The 18,162-nt window shown below is 70.7% G+C and carries 17 protein-coding genes and 1 tRNA gene; 4 read left to right on the forward strand and 14 right to left on the reverse strand.

Annotated elements, in window-relative coordinates; genetic code table 11:
* Both VKT83_03530 and VKT83_03535 read right to left on the reverse strand, forming a co-directional pair.
* The coding region (locus VKT83_03530; protein HLY21519.1) for a hypothetical protein at positions 1-277 on the reverse strand (277 nt) is incomplete at its 3' end.
* 35 nt (positions 278-312) lie between these two features.
* Positions 313-1,425, reverse strand: coding sequence for a DUF5009 domain-containing protein (locus VKT83_03535; protein HLY21520.1), 1,113 nt, complete (start codon positions 1,423-1,425; stop codon positions 313-315).
* Between the two features lie 85 nt (positions 1,426-1,510).
* Between VKT83_03535 and VKT83_03540 the strand changes: the two genes are divergently transcribed.
* The gene (locus VKT83_03540) at positions 1,511-2,509 is read left to right on the forward strand and encodes an amidohydrolase family protein (GenBank protein HLY21521.1); all 999 of its coding nucleotides are present in this window, start codon (positions 1,511-1,513) and stop codon (positions 2,507-2,509) included.
* Position 2,510: 1 nt separating this feature from the next.
* Here VKT83_03540 and VKT83_03545 read toward each other — a convergent pair whose 3' ends face one another.
* Both VKT83_03545 and VKT83_03550 read right to left on the reverse strand, forming a co-directional pair.
* Positions 2,511-3,764 (reverse strand): geranylgeranyl reductase family protein, encoded by a 1,254-nt coding sequence (locus VKT83_03545; GenBank protein HLY21522.1) that lies wholly within the window; start codon positions 3,762-3,764, stop codon positions 2,511-2,513.
* Positions 3,761-4,594, reverse strand: coding sequence for a class I SAM-dependent methyltransferase (locus tag VKT83_03550; GenBank protein HLY21523.1), 834 nt, complete (start codon positions 4,592-4,594; stop codon positions 3,761-3,763). The genes VKT83_03545 and VKT83_03550 overlap by 4 nt, the downstream gene beginning before the upstream one ends.
* 107 nt (positions 4,595-4,701) lie before the next feature.
* On the opposite strand from VKT83_03550, the gene hemA reads away from it, so the two are divergent.
* Genes hemA through cofH form a run of 3 tightly spaced genes read left to right on the forward strand, consistent with a single transcriptional unit; the run spans position 4,702 to position 8,529 of the window.
* Complete coding sequence (gene hemA / locus VKT83_03555; GenBank protein ID HLY21524.1) at positions 4,702-5,940, forward strand: 5-aminolevulinate synthase; 1,239 nt, start codon at positions 4,702-4,704, stop codon at positions 5,938-5,940.
* A 47-nt stretch (positions 5,941-5,987) separates the two neighbouring features.
* A complete protein-coding gene (cofG, locus tag VKT83_03560) occupies positions 5,988-7,235 on the forward strand; it encodes a 7,8-didemethyl-8-hydroxy-5-deazariboflavin synthase CofG (GenBank protein HLY21525.1) in 1,248 nt (415 codons plus the stop codon).
* Positions 7,204-8,529 carry a 5-amino-6-(D-ribitylamino)uracil--L-tyrosine 4-hydroxyphenyl transferase CofH gene (gene cofH, locus VKT83_03565; GenBank protein ID HLY21526.1) on the forward strand — a complete coding sequence of 442 codons (1,326 nt, stop codon included), beginning with the start codon at positions 7,204-7,206 and terminating at the stop codon, positions 8,527-8,529. The genes cofG and cofH overlap by 32 nt, the downstream gene beginning before the upstream one ends.
* Here the strand turns inward: cofH and cofC are convergent.
* From cofC to VKT83_03615, 10 genes are all read right to left on the reverse strand, one after another.
* Complete coding sequence (gene cofC / locus VKT83_03570) at positions 8,478-9,101, reverse strand: 2-phospho-L-lactate guanylyltransferase (GenBank protein HLY21527.1); 624 nt, start codon at positions 9,099-9,101, stop codon at positions 8,478-8,480. The genes cofH and cofC overlap by 52 nt on opposite strands.
* On the reverse strand, positions 9,098-10,096 hold the full coding sequence (gene cofD / locus VKT83_03575) for a 2-phospho-L-lactate transferase (protein ID HLY21528.1): 999 nt from the start codon (positions 10,094-10,096) through the stop codon (positions 9,098-9,100). Before cofD ends, cofC begins: the two co-directional genes overlap by 4 nt.
* 6 nt (positions 10,097-10,102) lie before the next feature.
* A complete protein-coding gene (locus VKT83_03580; GenBank protein ID HLY21529.1) occupies positions 10,103-10,726 on the reverse strand; it encodes a nitroreductase family protein in 624 nt (207 codons plus the stop codon).
* Positions 10,723-12,747 carry an amylo-alpha-1,6-glucosidase gene (locus VKT83_03585; protein HLY21530.1) on the reverse strand — a complete coding sequence of 675 codons (2,025 nt, stop codon included), beginning with the start codon at positions 12,745-12,747 and terminating at the stop codon, positions 10,723-10,725. Before VKT83_03585 ends, VKT83_03580 begins: the two co-directional genes overlap by 4 nt.
* Positions 12,702-15,446 carry a glucosidase gene (locus tag VKT83_03590; GenBank protein HLY21531.1) on the reverse strand — a complete coding sequence of 915 codons (2,745 nt, stop codon included), beginning with the start codon at positions 15,444-15,446 and terminating at the stop codon, positions 12,702-12,704. Before VKT83_03590 ends, VKT83_03585 begins: the two co-directional genes overlap by 46 nt.
* Complete coding sequence (locus tag VKT83_03595) at positions 15,443-16,189, reverse strand: HAD family phosphatase (protein ID HLY21532.1); 747 nt, start codon at positions 16,187-16,189, stop codon at positions 15,443-15,445. Before VKT83_03595 ends, VKT83_03590 begins: the two co-directional genes overlap by 4 nt.
* Positions 16,186-16,641, reverse strand: coding sequence for a PaaI family thioesterase (locus VKT83_03600; protein HLY21533.1), 456 nt, complete (start codon positions 16,639-16,641; stop codon positions 16,186-16,188). The genes VKT83_03595 and VKT83_03600 overlap by 4 nt, the downstream gene beginning before the upstream one ends.
* 46 nt (positions 16,642-16,687) lie before the next feature.
* A complete protein-coding gene (locus tag VKT83_03605; protein ID HLY21534.1) occupies positions 16,688-17,383 on the reverse strand; it encodes a serine protease in 696 nt (231 codons plus the stop codon).
* A 127-nt stretch (positions 17,384-17,510) separates the two neighbouring features.
* Entirely contained in the window at positions 17,511-17,774 is a 264-nt protein-coding gene (locus tag VKT83_03610) for a hypothetical protein (protein ID HLY21535.1), read from the reverse strand.
* 293 nt (positions 17,775-18,067) lie between these two features.
* Positions 18,068-18,142 (reverse strand) — tRNA-Val (locus VKT83_03615).
* Between the last annotated feature and the right edge of the window lie 20 nt (positions 18,143-18,162).

Raw genomic sequence — 18,162 nt, forward strand, 5'->3', positions numbered from 1 at the left:
CGGCGCCGAAGGCGATGTCCCCCCGGTCGTCGAGCGCGGGATCGGCGAGCACCGTGAACGTCCCGCCGTCCGGGGCGCGGTCGCCGGTGCGGACGAGCAGCCGGAGCGAGGCGACCGGACTCCCCGGACCGGAGGTCCGCGGCGCGGCGGGCGCGGCGGCGCTGCCGGAATCGACCGCCGGGGTCGCACCGCGCAGCGCGGCGACCGGCGCCGCGAGCAGTGCGACGAGCAGCGCCGCCGGCGCGGCCGTGCGCAGCGGAGATCGGCGCGGTCGCATAGTTATTCTATTTTATCCTATCGCCGGAGGCGCCGTCAGACGCGAACGAAAATCCGGGCCCGGTACAGCGGAACCAGGACGAGCCACCACACCGCGACGTACGCGCCGGTATAGAGCCACAGCGCCGGCACCGTGCCGACCCGGGCGACGAGCGAGGCGATAATCGCCGATTCCAGCGAGACGAAGGCGCCGGCGGCAGTGCGCGCCTGCCAGGCGTCCAGCACGAGCAGCTTGAAGAGAATCGGCACCACGTAGGCTACGATCGCGTTCACGCCGAGCACGGCGAGCGGCGCGGCGACGGGACGCCAGCCGGCGACGTCGGCCAGCGCGTAGAACGCCGCCAGCAGCGCGAGCCCAAAGCCGCCGGCGAGCAGCGCGTACGACGGCGTCCAGAGCGGTTTGCTGAGCGGCAGGACGGCGCCCCAGACCCCGCCGCCGGCCGCGAGCGCGAGCCCTCCGAGCCCGACGGCCGCCACCGCCAATGCGGGATGGAGGGCCCGGCGCTCGTCCGGCACGCCCCACAGGACGCCGCGGCGGAGCACCTCGCCGGCCGCTCCGCCGATCAATGCGAGCGCGGAGGCGGGCGCGACGGAGAGCAGGCCCGCGACGTGATAGCGCGTCAGGTACGTGTCGTTGAGATACCGCACGATGTTGTGACTCTCGCTCAGCACGCCGGGCGCGGCGCCCGGAACCGGCACGAACGCGAGGAGCCCGGCGTAGCCGCCCAAGAGGCCCGCCGCGGCGGCGAGGCGCGCGAGGACCGGCAGTCCGCCGAGCGCGGCGGCTGCAAGATACGAAAGACCGAGCAGCTGGAGCACGTCGATGTTGAGCGCGAGCTGGCGCGCTTCGAGGGAATCGATCAGGACGCCGAGCGCGACGAGCAACACGGCCCGCCGCGCGATGCGCCATATCCGGAGCCAGACGGACCCGTGCGCCGCGTGGCTCTGCGGGATGGCGACGCCCATCGCGAGCACGAACCACGGCAGGATCATGTCCGTGAAGGTCACGCCCTGCCCCCACGGCGCGTGCATCAGCTGCCGGGGGGTGGCATTGGTCCACGGCACGTTGTTGACGACGAGCATGCCGGCGATGACGGCGCCGCGGAAGGCATCCAGCGATACAAGCCGGCGGGCTTTCGAAGTATCCATAAGAAGTCGGCCCCCGTTGCCATCTCGCAATGGCGCCCGAGCTAATTATGCCCAGGCCGTGTGAAGGCATCGTGAAGACCGCGTGATGCCTCGGCGCGGGGCCCCACGGATTTCGCGTATATTATGGAAGCGCCGGCGCATCGCCGGACGTTCTACACTGCGAACCACACTCGCCGCCCGGGAGGGACCCGCCACGTCCATCGTCGACGCGCACCTTCATCTCGCGACCGCCTCGATGTTCCAAAAGCTGCGCGCGCGGCCGTGGCCGCTGCGCTCAAAGGCCCGTGAAGTCCTGATGGGCGACACCGGCCGCGTGGCCCGCCGGTTCGCCGGCCTCGAAGGCCTCACGATCGCCGATCACGCGGCCCGCTGGAAGGCGGCGTTCGACCGGGCCGGCATCGCGACGGGCGCGTTCATCGCGATCGGCGAAGGCAACGAGGAGCTCGCCGAGTTCGTCCGGCAGGCGCCGGACCGGTTTCAGGCGTGGGGCAGCGTCATGGATCCGACGGCCGCGGACGCGGCCGCGACGGTCAGGCGCTTCGGCGCGTGGGGCCTGCGCGGCCTCAAGCTGTATCCGCCGGTGCAGCGCTTTCACGCGAACGACCGCGCCATCTACCCGGTGTACGAAGCGGCCGCCGAGCAGGGGCTCCCCGTCCTATACCATTTCGGGATCACGGTCGCCCCGATCTACGACCTGACATATGCGAACCCGCTGCCGCTCTCGAGCGTCGCGCGGGATTTCCCGGAGATCACCTTCGGCATCGCGCACTGCGGCGCCGGGTTCCTGCGCGAAGCGCTCTTCCTCGCGTATCACACGGAGAATATCTGGACCGACACGTCGGGGACCAACAACTGGCGGGAGTTCACGCCGGGCGCGCCCGGGCTCGATCAGGTCTTCCGCGATCTGCTCCGCGCCTACGGAGCGGGACGCATTCTCTTCGGGACGGACTCCACCGCGCCCGACGAGTACCGCGAGAAGATCCTGCGCGAGCAGCAGCAGATCTTCAAGAGCCTCGAGGTCTCCGACGCGGATTTCGCCGCGATCTTCGAAGGCAACGCGCGGCGGGTGCTGCGCCTGGTGTAGCTTACCGCGCGAGCAGCACCCGTCCGAGCGCCGCCCTGATCGACGCCGCCGGGCGCGGCTCCCGGTTGCCCAGCACGATGTCGACGAGGGCCCTCGTGAGGTCGTCGCGGCGCCCGGCGATCCGCACGAGCCGGTTGAGCAGCGCGGGACGCGCGGAGACGTCGCGCAGCAGGCGGGAGACCGAAAACAGACGCTCGAACCGGCGCCGCAGCGCGCGCTCGTAGCCCGAGGCGGCGGCGGCGAAACCTCGAGGCGAGTGATCCGCCCCCGCGAGAAACGCCGCGGCGTGATCGGCGGCGATCCCGCCCGATTCGAGCGCGTAGTCAATCCCCTCACCGGTGAGCGGATTCACGAGGCCGGCCGCCTCCCCGGCGAAGAGCACGCCGTCCACGCTCACGGCGGACGCCGGGAAATCGACGCGCAGCGGGTAACTTCGGATCCCCCCTGCCGCGCGGCCGCCGTCGAGGACGCGGGCGTGCGCGGCCTGTAAGAACCGCTCGCAGGCCGCTCGTGCCGGCGGCAGACCGCGGCCGGCTCGCGCAAAGAAACCCACTCCCGCGTTGGCCGCGGACGCAGAAATCGGAAAGATCCACCCGTACCCCGGGAGGGGCACGCCCGCGAACCGGATCTCGACCCGTGGGCCGGACCCGGCGCGCGCCACGTACGTGCGGGCGGCCAGCATCATCGCCGGCGGGCGCGACAGCGCGCCGAGCCGCCTCGGCAGCGCGATCGAAGCGCCCGTGGCCACGATGGCCAGGCGCGCGCGGTACGTAACGGGACGGCCGGCGCGGGTCGCGCGTACCGCGATGCCGCCCTCTTCGCGAACGATGTCGTGCACCTCCACGCCGCCTTCAAACGACACGCCGGCTTCGACGGCGCGCGCGCGGATCGCATCGTCCAGATGGACCCGCGGCACGATCAGCATCGCCGGCGGCCGCGGGCGCGTCCGGCCGGACGGTTGACCCGGCGGTGCCGGCGGAGCCGGCACAGCCGTCCTCACTGCGCCGCCGTCCGGCGCAACGACCTCCACGTCGCTGATCGGCTGCGCGACGGGACGCAGGCGCTCCAGCACGTCCATGGCATCGAGGACCGCCACGGCGCGGGGGGTGAGCCCGTCGCCGCAGACCTTCTCGCGGGGAAACACGGCCTTGTCGAGCAGCACCACGCCGACGCCGCGCGCGGCGAGCGCGTACGCGGCCGCCGAGCCGCCGGGGCCGGCCCCGACGACGACCACATCGTGCGGTCCGCCGCTCATCCCTTGGGTGCTGCCCGCTTGGAGGCTGTGAGCGAGAACATGAGCGGGAGGCTCAACATCCCCTGCGGCAGTTCCCACATGCCGTCCGGCCGCTCGACCATCCACGGGAACATCGCCCACCCGAGGTACGGATACTCCTCAAAGGAATCGAGCCGAAGGCCGGCGCGGAGCACCGCGCCCACCACGTCGGAGAGCGGATGCACCCATTCGTACATCACGCTGTCGAAGTCTGCCTCAGGCACCGCGTACGACCCGCGCCGCTCGCTGCGCAGGGGCTCGCCCGGATGAAAGTACGGATACCCCACCCACAACTCGCCGTTCCCGCGCTTCTCGTCGAACACGAGCGGGAACGGATGACCCTCGATCAGGCAGAACAGCCCGCCCGGGCGCAGGAAATGCGCCGCGACGCCGGCCCACCGGTCGAGGTCCGGCAGCCAGCAGAGCACACCGTGGGAGGCGAAGACGACGTCGAACTCGCCGGCGAGGTGCCTGGGAAGGTCGTAGACGTCGCTCTGCACGAACGTCGCCGGGAGGCCGACCTCCGCCGCCAGCGCGCGCGCCGCCCCGATCGCCTGTGCCGAGAAGTCCACGCCCGTGACCGCGGCGCCGCGCCGGGCCCACGCGAGGGTGTCGAGTCCGAAGTGGCACTGCAGATGCAGCAGCGACTTGCCGGTGACGTCGCCGACGAGCCGGGTCTCGAGCGCGTCGAGCCCCCGCCGCCGCGCCCGTGTCCCCGCCTTGAAGCCTTCGACGTCATAGAACGGCGACGCGACGTGGTGGCGGGCCCACACGTCCCACATCGCCTGGTTCGAGCGAAGATAGCGCTCCACGCGACCAGTATACCGGATGAACGGCACGGCCCGGTGCGCGGTGGTGTGGAGCGCGCGACCGCCGAGGCGTATGATGCTCTGTGAATGCGTCGAGGGGGAATGGATCGATGGACTACGACAAATTCTTCGCCGATGCGATCGCCGGGCTCAAGGCCGACGGCCGGTACCGGACGTTCGCCGATCTGGAGCGGCGGTGCGGCGGCTTTCCGCGCGCCACCTGGCACGCGCCCGACGGGCCCGCCGACGTCACGGTGTGGTGTTCCAACGACTACCTCGGCATGGGGCAGCACCCTATCGTGCTCGCGGCGATGGAGGAAGCGCTCCGCCGCTGCGGCGCCGGGGCCGGCGGCACGCGCAACATCTCCGGCACCAACCACTACCATGTCCTCCTCGAGCGGGAGCTCGCCGATCTGCACCGGAAGGACGCGACGCTCTTGTTCACGTCGGGCTACACGGCGAACGACGGCGCGATCAGCACGATCGCGCGTCTCCTGCCCGGCTGCGCCGTCTTTTCGGACGCCTCGAATCATGCCTCGATGATCGAGGGGATCCGGCGGAGCGGCGCGGAGAAGCACATCTTCCGGCACAGCGACCCGGCCGACCTCGACCGGCAGATGCGCGCCGTCGACGCCCACCGCCCGAAGCTCGTGTGCTTCGAGTCGGTCTACTCCATGGACGGCGACGTCGCGCCGATTCACGACCTGTGCGACGTCGCGGAGCGCCACGGGGCGCTGACGTACCTCGACGAGGTCCACGCGGTCGGCCTGTACGGCCCGCGCGGCGGCGGCATCGCCGAGCGCGACGGCGCGCTCCACCGCATCACCGTCGTGCAGGGCACGCTGGCGAAAGGCTTCGGGGTGACCGGCGGCTACGTCGCGGGCCCGGCCGCACTCGTGGACTGCGTGCGCAGCTTCGCGCCCGGCTTCATCTTCACGACCGCGATGCCGCCGGTGATCGCGGCCGGCGCGCTGGCGAGCGTCCGCCATCTCAAGACCAGCCCCGTGGAACGCGCGCGTCATCAGGAGCGGGCGGCGCGCCTCAAGCGCCTGCTGGCCGGCGCGGGACTGCCGGTCAAAGACACGCCGAGCCATATCGTGCCGTTCATGGTCGGCGACGCCGTGCTCTGCCGGGCGATCTCCGACGAGCTGCTCCATCGCCACCACATCTATCTCCAGCCGATCAACTATCCGACGGTGCCGAGGGGCACCGAGCGGCTCCGGATCACGCCGACGCCTCTGCACGACGATGCCGAGATGGACCGGCTCGTCGACGCGCTGCGCGACGTATGGGGGCGGCGGCACGAGATCGGTCCGCGTTCGGCGGACGCGCTGGGCCGCGCCGGCTGATCGGTGCGCCGAAGGACTTCCGGCGGCGCGGCCGCGAAGTGACGCGCGTGAGCCCCTCGAACGCCGATGCCTCCCGCCTCGCCCCGACCCGGCCCGTCGCCGCCGTGCTGGATCGCATCCTCGGCGATGATGCGGCGACGCGCGAAGACGCGGTGGCGCTCATGCGGTGCCCGGCCGGCGACGTCGGCGCGCTCTGCGCGGCGGCCCGGACGCTGCGCGCGCGCGGCAGCGGACGGACGGTCAGCTTCTCGCCAAAGGTGTTCATCCCGCTGACCCGCCTCTGCCGCGACACCTGCGGCTACTGCACGTTCCGGACCGACCCGCACACCGACCCGCGCCTCTACATGACGCCGGAAGAAGTGCTCGAGGTCGCCCGCGCGGGCGAACGGCTCGGCTGCTCAGAAGCGCTGTTTACGCTCGGCGAACGGCCGGAGCAGCGCTTCCCCGAAGCGCGCGAGTGGCTGCGGCGGCGCGGCCACCGCAGCACGCTCTCCTACCTGCGCGAGGTGTCGGAGCTCGTGCTGCGGGAGACGGCGCTGTGGCCCCACCTCAACCCCGGCACGATGAGCCGGGACGAGATGGCGCCGCTGCGCGACGTGAGCGTCTCGATGGGCCTCATGCTCGAGAACACGAGCGAACGCCTGTGCGGATCCGGCGGCCCGCACGAGCACGCGCCGAGCAAACGGCCCCGCGTGCGGCTGCGCACGATGGAAGCGGCCGGCGCGCTGCGCATCCCGTTCACGACCGGCCTCTTGATCGGCATCGGCGAGACGCCGGAGGAGCGCGTCGACACGCTGCTGGCCATCCGCGAGTCGCACGCGCGGTGGGGCCACATCCAGGAAGTGATCGTGCAGAACTTCCGCGCCAAGCCGGCGACGCCCATGGCCGGCGCGGACGAGCCGGACACCGTGGACGTTACGCGCACCGCGGCGGTGGCGCGCCTCGTGCTCGGCGCGCAGATGAACATCCAGGTGCCGCCGAACCTGACCGCGCGCGGCTACGAGACCTATCTCGAGGCGGGTATCAACGACTGGGGCGGGATCTCACCGCTGACGATCGACTACGTGAACCCGGAGGCGCCGTGGCCGCAGATCTCGGCCCTGCGCGACAAGACGGAGCGGGCCGGCCTCGTGCTGCGGCCGCGCCTCGCCGTGTACCCGGAGTACGTGCTGCGCCGCCCGGACTACATCGCACCGTCTCTCGTGAGCCGGCTGCGCGCCGCCGCGGATGCCGACGGATATTTCAAGGGAGGGCTGGTTCACGATGAACACCGGCACGGACGCGCCTCGGCCTGAGCCGGGCCGCTCAGTCGACCGTCTGCTCGCGGAGGTCGCGCCGGCCGTCGCGCGTCCCCTCGACCGCGCCCTCTCCGGCGGGGACGTTACGGCCGAGGAAGCGGAGACGCTGCTCGGCGCCTCGGGCCGCGAGCTGACCGCGCTCACGGCCGCCGCGGACGCGCTGCGGCGCGAGGTCGCCGGCGACCTCGTGACCTACGTCGTCAACCGCAATATCAACTTCACCAACGTCTGCATCAAGGGCTGCGGCTTCTGCGCCTTCAGCCGCGACTTCCGGGAGGAAGAAGGCTACTTCCTCCCCGAGGAAGAGATCATCCGCCGCGCGCGCGAGGCGTGGGACCTCGGCGCCACCGAGGTGTGCGTCCAGGCGGGGCTGCCGCCCAAGATGGACGGCGACATGTACATCAACCTGACGCGCGCGATCAAGGCCGCGCTGCCGAAGATCCACATCCACGGGTTCTCGCCCGAAGAGGTGCTCTACGGCTCGGTCCGGTCGGGGCGCACGATCCGCGAGTACCTCGTCGAACTCAAGGCAGCGGGCGTCGGCAGCCTGCCCGGCACCGCCGCGGAGATCCTCGACGACGAGCTGCGCGATCGCATCGCCCCCGGCCGCATTAGGACGGCGCAGTGGATCGACGTCATCACGACGGCCCACGAGCTCGGCATCCCGACGACGTCCACGATCATGTTCGGGCACGCGGAGACGGCCGGCCACCAGGCGCGCCACCTCGTGCTGCTCCGCGACCTGCAGCGCCGGTCCGGCGGCTTCACCGAGTTCGTGCCGCTGAGCTTCATACACACGGAAGCCCCGATGTGGCGCGAGGGCCTCGTCCAGGGGCTGCGGCCGGGACCAACCGGCATGGAAGTCCTGCGCGTCCACGCGGTCTCCCGCGTCGTGCTCGGCCGGGCGATCCCGAACCTGCAGGTCTCATGGGTGAAGGAAGGCCCGCGGATGATGCAGCTTCTGCTGGGCGCCGGCGCCAACGACGTCGGCGGCACGCTGATCAACGAGAGCATCTCGACCGCCGCGGGGGCGGGCTTCGGGCAGCTGCTGCCGCCGGCGGAGCTCCGCCGGCTGATCCGCGACACCGGCCGGATTCCCGCGGAGCGCACCACGACGTACGCGCTCCGGCGGGTCTTCGACGGGAACGAGGCCGAGGTGCCGGAGCCGCTCGACGTAGCCGCCGCCGACCGGGCGCGCTTCGGCAGCTATCACCAGCTGATCAAGATGGATCGGTACCGCTACCGCCACCCGCACCGAACCGCATCCAGCGAGGTCAAAGTCTCACAGTAGCGCACGGCGCGCAGGTCCGCTTCGGTGTCGACGTCAAACGCGAGGCCCGGCCGCCTGACCTCGACCACGTCCAGGCCGAGCGCCTGGGCGCCGCGGCGGTGCGCGGCCAGACTGCCGGTGCCGTAGGCGGGATGGAAGACCGTCCCCGGCGGGACGGCCACCGCGTTCGTGCCGGTGCCCTCCTTGGACGGCGCGAGGACCAGACGCCCGCGCCGGACCGCCCCGAGCAGTGCAACCACGTCGTCCGGCTTGAGCAGCGGCAGGTCCGCCGCGACGACGAGCACGGCGTACGCCCGCGCGCCGTCCCGAACGACCTCTCCGAGCGCCGCGTTGAGACCGGGGCGCGGGTCGACGAGCGCGGACACGCCCCACGCCGCGGCCTGCGCCCGCGTGGCGGGATCGGGCGTCATGACGACGATGCTCTCGACGTCCGGAACGGCCCTCAACGCGGCGCATACGTTGCCAAGCAGCGCGAGACTCAGCGCGGCCCGGCCGGAGGCGGAGAGCACGCCCTCGAGCCGGCTCTTCGCGCCGGACAGCGCCTTCTGCGGAACGACCGCCCGGGCCCTCACGTCCGCGCGATCCCGTCGTCGCAGACCGGAACGGCGGCCACTTCGATCCCGCGGGCTCCGGCGATGCGCAGAATCTCCCTCGCAAGGCGCCGGCGGCCGGCTTTGTCGGTCATCAGCGTATCGGCAACCTCGACTTCGAGCCGCCGGTCCGGAAGCCCGGCGTCCGCGACCATCCCGGCCGCTGCCCGATCGCGCTCGTCCAGCACGAACACGTCGAGGAATTTCGCGTAGAGCGCGGCGATGGCCGCGGGTTCGGCGCGCATGCCCGCGCCGCGCAGCATCTCCACCGTGGGGCCTTTGACCGCGGTCCCGCCGATCAGCGGCGTCACGGCGATCCGCAGCGCCCGACTCTCGCTGAGCGCCGCTTCCATCCCGCGCAGCGCCAGGATCGGGCCGACGCTCACGAGCGGATTGCTGGGCGCCACGACGATGACCGCGGAATCGCGGACCGCTTGGAGCACCTCCGGCGACGGCTCGGCCGTCTCGATGCCCGTCAGCTCGATGCGCCGCACCGGATCCCGCGCGCCGCGGCGCACGAAGTAGTCCTGAAACGGCAGCCGGCCCTCGAGCGTGTGGACGAACGTGGCCACCCGGCCGTCGGTCATCGGCAGGACCCGGCTGACGACGCCGAGCGCCGACGCGAGCGACGCGGTGACCTCGGTCGGACGGCGCCCGGCCCGCAGCCACTGGGTCCGCGCGATGTGCGTCGCGAGGTCGCGGTCGCCGAGCCGGAACCACACCGGCAGGCCGTACCGGCCGAACATCTCGAGCGCCGCCCAGGTCTCGCCCTCGATCCCCCACCCCCGCTCCTCGCTGACGAGGCCGGCCAGCGTGTACAACACGGTGTCCACGTCCGGCGAGATCGCGAGGCCGAGATGCTCCCAGTCGTCCGCCGTGTTGACGATCACGGTGAGGTCCTTGGGGTCGCGCAGCACGGCGGCGAGACCGTCCACGAGCTTGACGCCGCCCACCCCGCCGCAGAGGACCGTGATCACGGAGGCCTACCGGTACGCGACGATGGCGTCGAGAGGCTTGCGTGGGGGGACTGGCGGCGTATGCGCCGGGTACCCGATCGTCAGAAGCGCCTGCGGCACGAAGTCGGGCGCCAGGTCGAGCGCCTGCCGGACGACGCCGGGGCAGAAGAGCGGCGCGCAGCACCAGCACGCCCCGAGGCCGTTCGCGGACGCCGCGAGCAGGAGGTTCTGAACGCCGGCGGCCGCGCTTTGGACGGCCATGATCTGCTCGGCGCCCCGCCGCGCGCGATCGGGATACGCGTCCATCTCCGCCATCGTGTAGCCAACAAGCACGAGCAGCGGCGCTTCGGTGAACCGCCGCGTCGAGAACCGCAGCTCGACCTTGATGGACGCCTCGGGGGTGCCGCTCCGCTCGAGATCGCGGCGCCAGCGTCGCGCCATCTGGTCGGCCAGCCGCTGCTTCGCCTCAGGCGAGCGGATCACGACGTAACGGACCGGCTGCGCGTTGTGGGCCGTCGGCGCGGCGGCCGCGGCCTCGAGCAGCGCGTGCACGAGCTCGTCGGACACGGGATCGGGCTTGTAGAACCGCACCGTGCGGCGCGTGAGAAGCAGTGCCGGAACGGCTGCGACATCGCCGCCGGAGGACCTCATCGGTGGGTCTCCATCATCGCGGACAGTTTCCGCCATATTCTGAGTACCTCCGCCACGCTCCAGGCCTGAGCGATGCAGCCGCGCGGACGGTGCGGCGGATCGCCGTCGAAGATCTCCGATATCGTGCCGAGCCCCGCGTCGCGCAGATGATGTTCGAACGGCCGCAGCAGGCCGAGCGCGCCGGCGGCGTCGCCCGTCACGCGGCAGTAGGCCTCGGCGTACGGCCCGATCAGCCACGCCCATGCCGTGCCTTCATGATACGCGTGATCGCGGCTGAGTAGATCGCCCTCGTATATCCCGTGGTACCCCGGCGCGTCCGGGGCAAGCGACCGGAGGCCGTACGTGGTCAGAAGCGCGCGGCCGACCGCGCGGACGACGCCCGCGGCGGCGTCGCCGTCGAGCAGCGGGAAGGGCAGCGACACCGCGAAAATCTGATTCGCGCGCTCCGTGAGATCGTCGCCGTCGGGGCCGTCCACGACATCCGCCAGCGCGTCGCGGCCCGGACGAACGAACCGCGCCCGGAACGCCGCGCGGACCCGGCCGGCCAGGACATCGTAGCGCGACGCCGCGGCCTCGTCGCGTCCGGCCGAAAGCCTCGCCGCGGTCCGGAGCGCGTTGTACCAGAGCGCGTTGATCTCCACCGGCTTGCCGACGCGTGGGGTGATGATCGTCTCGTCCACCTTGGCGTCCATCCAGGTCAGCTGCACGCCGGGCTCACCCGCGCGCAGAAGCCCGTCCTGCGCGTCCATGCCGATGCCGTAGCGCGTGCCGGCCAGGTGCCGGTCGACGATCTCGCGGACCACGGCGTACAGTTCGTCGACGAGACCGCGCTCCCGCGCCGCCGCGTCGTACGCAGCGACCGCGAGCACAAACCACAGCGACGCGTCGGCGGTATTGTAACTCGGGTCCGCGCCGCGCGGTTCCGGGAAGTTGTTGGGCAGCAGGCCGTCCCGGACGAATGCGGAAAACGTGCGGAGAATTTCCGCCCCGTCGTCGTGGCGCCCCGTGGACAGCGTCAGTCCCGGCAGCGCGATCATCGCGTCGCGCCCCCAGTCGCCGAACCAGTGATAACCGGCCAGAACGGTCATGCCGGCGGAGCCCCCCACGTCACGGCGGACGATCAACTGATCCGCGGCCAGGGTCAGCTGCCGGACGATCGGATCGGCGCGCTCGGTCCCGGCCCGGCGCAGCAGCGCTCCCTGCCGGTCGAGGGCCGCCCGGAGGGCCCGCGCGGCGTCAAGGTCCGGGTCGTCCTCCACCGTCGCCACCAGCGCAACCGGCTCGCCGGGCGACAACGACAACACGAACTCTCCGGGCGCGTAAAGATCTTCGCGATCGTCGAGGCCGCGCGAGCGCTCCTCGCGGTGCAGGAAATTCCACCACCACCGGCCGTCCTGGACGAAGCGTCCGCCCGGCGCGAGCACGCGGTACGGCGGGGCGCCCTCCGCCCGGATCGTCACGCTCGAGGCATCCGCGCGCGTTTCCGGCCGCCAGCCGCCGCCCGGCCGCAACAGGTGAAAGTCGCGGCAGGTGACGAGCGGCGTCAGCCGGAGGATCGCGGGGCCGCGGCCCCGCACGAGCCGGTAGCCCACGTAGGTCGTGCCCCCGCCGTAGGCCATCCACACCCGCCGTTCGAGCAGCGTGTCCTCGAAGGCGTAGGTCCAGACCGGCAGCATCCCGTCGAGTGCAAAACTTTGTACGTATCGGTAGCCGTCGGGATCGACCGTGCCGTCCCCGTACTCGTGCGCGGACAGCGGGTACCGCCGGCCGTCGAGTACCATCCACTCCGACAGTCCGGCGACCAGCACCGTCCGGCCGACCGGAGGTGTGAGGGCCGCCACGAGCAGGCCGTGGTACCGCCGCGTATTGACGCCGGCCAGCGTCCCGGACGCGTATCCGCCGAGTCCGTTGGTGACGAGCCACTCACGCCTCAGCGCGGAGGGCAGATCGCCGCAGATCTCTCGCCCGAACGAGATCAGCGCAACGGCTCCGAGAGCAGCGTGGCGACGAGAGCCGTCCACCCGGTCTGGTGGCTCGCACCGAGGCCGGCGCCGGTGTCGCCGTGGAAGTACTCGTAGAACGGGATGTAATCGCGCCACTGCGGGTCGGTCTGAAACCGGTCGTTGCCTCCAAACACCGCGCGGCGGCCGCCGGCGTCCCGCAGAAAAATGCGCGTGAGGCGATCCGACAGATCGTCCGCGATCGCGCTGAGCGTCCGGAGCGTGCCCGACCCCGTCGGATGCTCGACCAGAAAGTCGTCGCCGTAGTACCGGTGAAAACGCCGCAGCGATTCGATCAGCAGAAAGTTGATGGGAAACCAGACGGGGCCGCGCCAGTTCGAGTTGCCGCCGAAGAGGCCGGTGCGCGACTCCGCGGGCTCGTACGCCACGCGATAGGTCTGGCCGTTGATTTCCAGCATGTACGGATGGTCCGCGTGGTACCGGCTCATCATGCGCACGCCGCAGTCGCTGAGGAACTCCTGCGGATCCAGCGCGCGCCGCAGCACGCGCTTCATTCGGTGGCCGCGCGCGAGAGCGAGGAGGCGCCGCTCCCCCGCGCCCGGCTCCTGCCAGCGCGAGACGAGGCTTGCGAGATCGCTCCGGTTGGCCAGCACCCACTCCAGGCGCGACCGGAATTCCGGCAGCATCGCCAGCAGCGCCGGCTCGATCGTCTCCACCGCGAACAGCGGCAAGAGGCCGACCGCGGACCGGATCGCGAGCGCCTGATACGTGTCGTCCGGAAGGTGGATGACATCGTAGTAGAACTCGTCGCGGTCGTTCCACAGCGGGATCCCGTCCGCGCCGAGGTTGTTGAGCGCGGCCGCGATGTAGAGGAAGTGCTCGAAAAACTTGGTCGCGACGTCCTCATAGGCGCTGTCGTCGCGCGCCAGCTCGAGCGCGATCGCGAGCATGTTCAGGCAAAACATACCCATCCACGCCGTGCCGTCGGCTTGGTCGAGGTGCCCGCCGGTCGGCAGCGGCTGGCTCCGGTCGAAGACGCCGATGTTGTCGAGCCCGAGGAACCCGCCCTGAAAAACGTTCCGGCCCTCCTCGTCTTTGCGGTTGACCCACCACGTGAAGTTGAGCAGCAGCTTATGAAAGACGCGTTCCAGAAACGCGCGGTCGGGCGCGCCGCGCAGACGCCGGTCGATCTCGTACACCCGCCAGGCGGCCCAGGCGTGCACCGGAGGATTGACGTCGCCGAACGCCCATTCGTACGCCGGCAGCTGGCCGTTCGGATGCATGTACCACTCGCGCATGATGAGGATGAGCTGCCGCTTGGCGAACTCCGGATCCACGAGCGCGAGCGGCACGCACTGGAACGCGAGGTCCCAGGCCGCGAACCACGGATACTCCCAGGTGTCCGGCATCGAGATGACGTCGGCGGCATCGACGTGGCGCCAGTCGGCGTTGCGTCCGGTCTTGCGCCGCGCCGGGGGCGGCGGCGCCGCGGGATCCCCGTCGAGCCAGCGCTGCACGTCGTAGTGATAGGACTGTTTGCTCCACAGCAGCCCGGCGAACGCCTGGCGCTGCACCAGCCGGGCGTCCTCGGAGGCCCCCGCCGGCGCAAGCGGCCGGTAGAAGGCGTCGGCCTCGGCCTGCCTGGCCACGAAGACGTCGGCCGCGCCGGCGAACGGCGGTCCCCCGCCCTCCTTGGCTTCGGTAGACAGGCGGAGCAGAACGGTCCGCGTCTCGTGAGGGGCGAGCGTCAGCGCATAGTGCGCCGCCGCCTTGGTGCCGGTAAGTTCGGGATTGACCGCGTCCGCGGCGCCGTCGACGACCGCGGCGTGAATGCCGTCCTTCACGTAACGCGTCCGGTTCGGCCCATGCCACAGCCGTTCCGCGTTCGTCTCGTTCTCGGTGAACAACAACGCCGGATCGCCGGAGCAGGCGAGCCGGTAGTCGCCGAGCGTGGGGTGCGCGGCGCGCACCACCCGCCAGGCCTCCCCGGGGCGCTGCGGCCCGCGCTCGGCGCGGAGCTCCGGGCGGCGGTCGTTCCGCCCCGCGGACGCCCCTGGCTCACGCCGTAGGCCGCCGGGGTCGTCGCGGCTCCAGATCCAGGTGTTGCGGTACCACAGCGTGGGCAGCAGGTGAATCGGCGCGGGCTCCGGACCGCGGTTCGTCGCCGTGATCCGGATCAGGATGTCCTCAGGCGCCGCCTTCGCGTACTCGACCGTGACGTCGAAGTACCGGTCGCCGTCGAACACCCCGGTATCGATCAGCTCATATTCGGGCGCCTCCCGGCCGCGGCGCCGGTTCTCCGCGACGAGGTCGTTGTAGGGAAAGACCCGCTGCGGGTACTTGTACAGCGCACGCATGTACGAATGCGTCGGGGTGTTGTCGAGGAAGAAGTAGTACTCCTTGAGGTCCTCGCCGTGGTTGCCCTCGGCGCTCGTAAGCCCGAACGGTCGCTCCTTCAGAATGGGGTCCGCGCCGTTCCAGAGCGCGAGCGCGAAGCACAAGAGCGACTGTTCGTCGCACATGCCGAGCAGACCGTCCTCGTTCCACCGGTAGACGCGCGAGCGCGCGTGATCGTGCGGGAAATAGTCCCAGGCCGTGCCGTCGGCGGAATAGTCCTCGCGGACGGTGCCCCACTGCCGCTGGGAGAGGTACGGCCCCCACCGATACCACGGGGCGCGGCCCGCGTGCGCGTCCGCGAGCCGGCGCCGTTCCGGATCCAGGGGCGGCGGCGAAGGTGTCTCGCCGCGGCCCGGCGTCACGTGGACGCCTCGAGGCGTTCCCGCACGACGGCCTGCAATCTCTCCGGGTTGTCGACGACCCAACGGCGGTCCAGCAGGTCGTGGTCCCGAAACTGCCGGCGCGTCAGCGGCGTCGTGACGGCGATCACCGCCATCCCCGCCCCGCGCGCCGCCTGCACGCCGGGCGGCGAATCTTCGATCACCAGGCATTCGGCCGGATGAAGCCCAAGCCTGCGGGCGACGAGCAGATCGATCTCGGGGTCCGGCTTGGGACGCGCAACGTCGTCGACGCTCGCGATCACCTCGAAACAATCGGCCAGCCCGAGGGCGTCCAGCACGCGGTCGATCTCGGTACGGTGAGACATGCTGCAGAGCGCCGTTCGAAACTCGTGCCGGCGCGCCCAGTGCAGGAGCTCGATATTGTGCGGATACCGCTGCCCGCGCAGCAGGTCGGGATCGCCCAGCACGCCTTCGTAATGGCGTGTCCGCAGCGCCGAGAGGACCTGCCACGGCTCGCCGGCGCCGAATTCGGCCATTCGCGCGCGCGCCGCCTCCTCGAGGCCCAATCGCGCCGTGAGGTTTCGCGCCATGTCGTCCCGCGTCTGCCCGACGAACTCCGTGAACGCGTCCACGACCTGGTCTTCGGACAGAGCCGGCCGGAGCTCGCGCGCGGCCGCGGCGTAGGACAGCGCCTTCAGACGCTCGGTCTCGACGAGCGTGCCGTCCAGGTCAAAGATGAACGCGCGGATGTCGACCCGGGTCAACGGTCGTTCGCTTGATCCCCGCGCAGGACGAAGCAGGTCGAGTGCGCCCTGGCGACCTTCTTGCCGTCCTGATCGATCACGTCGCACTCGACATAGCCCGTGTTCTTCCCGCGGTTGACGACCCGCCCTTCCGCGCGCAGATTCGCCTGCCAGACCGGGCGGAAGAAATTGATGTCGAGCGCCACCGTGGCAAACGACTCGTCCGGCGCGAGGGTCGTCACGAACGCGAGCCCCATGGCCGCGTCCGCGACGTCGCACAACACGCCGCCGTGCAGCGTCCCCATCGGGTTGGCGTGCTGCGGGCCGGCGTGGAGCGACAGGATGACACGGCCGTCGCCGACCTCCTCGACGTGGAACCCGATGAGCTCCGCGATCGGGACCTTCGAAGTGATCGCTTTCTCAATCAGCGGATGGACCGGCCCGGAAGAACCGGGCCCGCCGGGCCCGACCATGGGTCTCCCTTCGTCGTCGATTCGCAGTCGTTATGGATCTTGGACGTCACAGACACGGCGTTCGAAGCACGCTTTGGGCGATACCCGCGCCGTCGTCTGGCATCGAGGCCGACCCCCACGTCTGCATCGCCACCACATCGCCTGACGCATCGAAAATCGGCGCCCCCGACTGGCCGTGTTCCACCGGTGTTGTATAGCGGACTGTGACTACGGGAGTTCCGTCGGACGCGTTGAACAGACGCAGCACACGGCCTCGCTTCATCGTGAGGGTCGGCGGGGCCGCGCCGAAGACATATCCTCGGGTCTCGACTTGCTGCCCGGCGGCCGGATCGCGACCTGCGAACGCGAGCGCCGCGAACCTCGGCAGGGGTCCCGTGTGTGGCCGCCACCGCTGTCCCAGCACCTCGATGGACCGCTCGACGAACGCAGGGCCCAGGCGGACTTCGGCAACATCCCGCCGCGGATTGACCATCTGCGTGTAGTCCAGAGCCGCAGAGTCAGCGCCCAGCGAAGATGCGCACACCACCGACGCTGAAAACCACTCGGCGCGCCATAGCGCGACCAGCCGGTAGTGATCCGGATCGCGTTGCGCCCCAAGCACGACATGCGCGTTCGTCAATACTACGCCGTCAGAACTGATGACGAAGCCCGAGCCGAAGACGCCCTTGCCGGCGGACTGAGCAGCAAGATCCAGCAGCGCGACGATACTATTCGCACCCGGGCTCGGCTGCGCCTGAGACACGGGAGGCCAGCGGGCGGAGCAAATGCCCAAAGCTACGCCCACGACCCACCCGCACCACACCGCCCGGGTCACCCTCTGGGGAGCCGGGGCGTTCAAAACCACGCCGCAGCCAAGCGCGCCTAGCGTGTCAGTGCCCGCCTGTCGCCTTCATCCTCGGTTTTGCGACGAATGCAATGATGGCCAGACCTAAGATCGGATATAGCCAGACCGTCGTCCAAAAGCTCACGGTCACCGTCTCCGCGATCGCCTGCCCGATAGGCGACGGCAGGCCGTGAAGGACGTTCAACAGACCGGCGATCAGGCTCAGCGCGCAGATCAGCGTCCAGGCGATGATGAGATTCCTCGCACCTGCGTACAGTCTGGCGCTCTGGAGCGACTTCAGCCAGTTCACGAACATTCCCCCTCCCCATGGCGTTCGTACGAATGCGCCGGATCGGCGTAATGGGGCGAGCGCCGTTCACGGCGTCTTGGTGCAGTTGGGGTACGGCATCCCTGATTTGGCGGATGTTTTCGAGGTGGCTGCGGAACGATCCTTGCTGCCAACAGAGCGGGCGGGCCTACCGTTCGGTGAAGCAGCCTTCGGGTCAAAGGCCCGTGTGTTCGCAGGCGCGGAATCCCGGCCTCGGTTTCCACCGAGCCGAAAAGCGGGCCGAAGCGTCGCTAATCGAGTTGCCAATGAAAAACTGGTGGGCGAGGCAGGGGTCGAACCCGCGACCTCCTCGGTGTAAGCGAGGCGCTCTACCGCTGAGCTACTCGCCCCGCACACCAGTATAGCCGGA

The sequence above is a fragment of the bacterium genome, assembly GCA_035308905.1.
In the GTDB taxonomy this organism is placed as follows: Bacteria; Sysuimicrobiota; Sysuimicrobiia; order Sysuimicrobiales; family Segetimicrobiaceae; genus DASSJF01.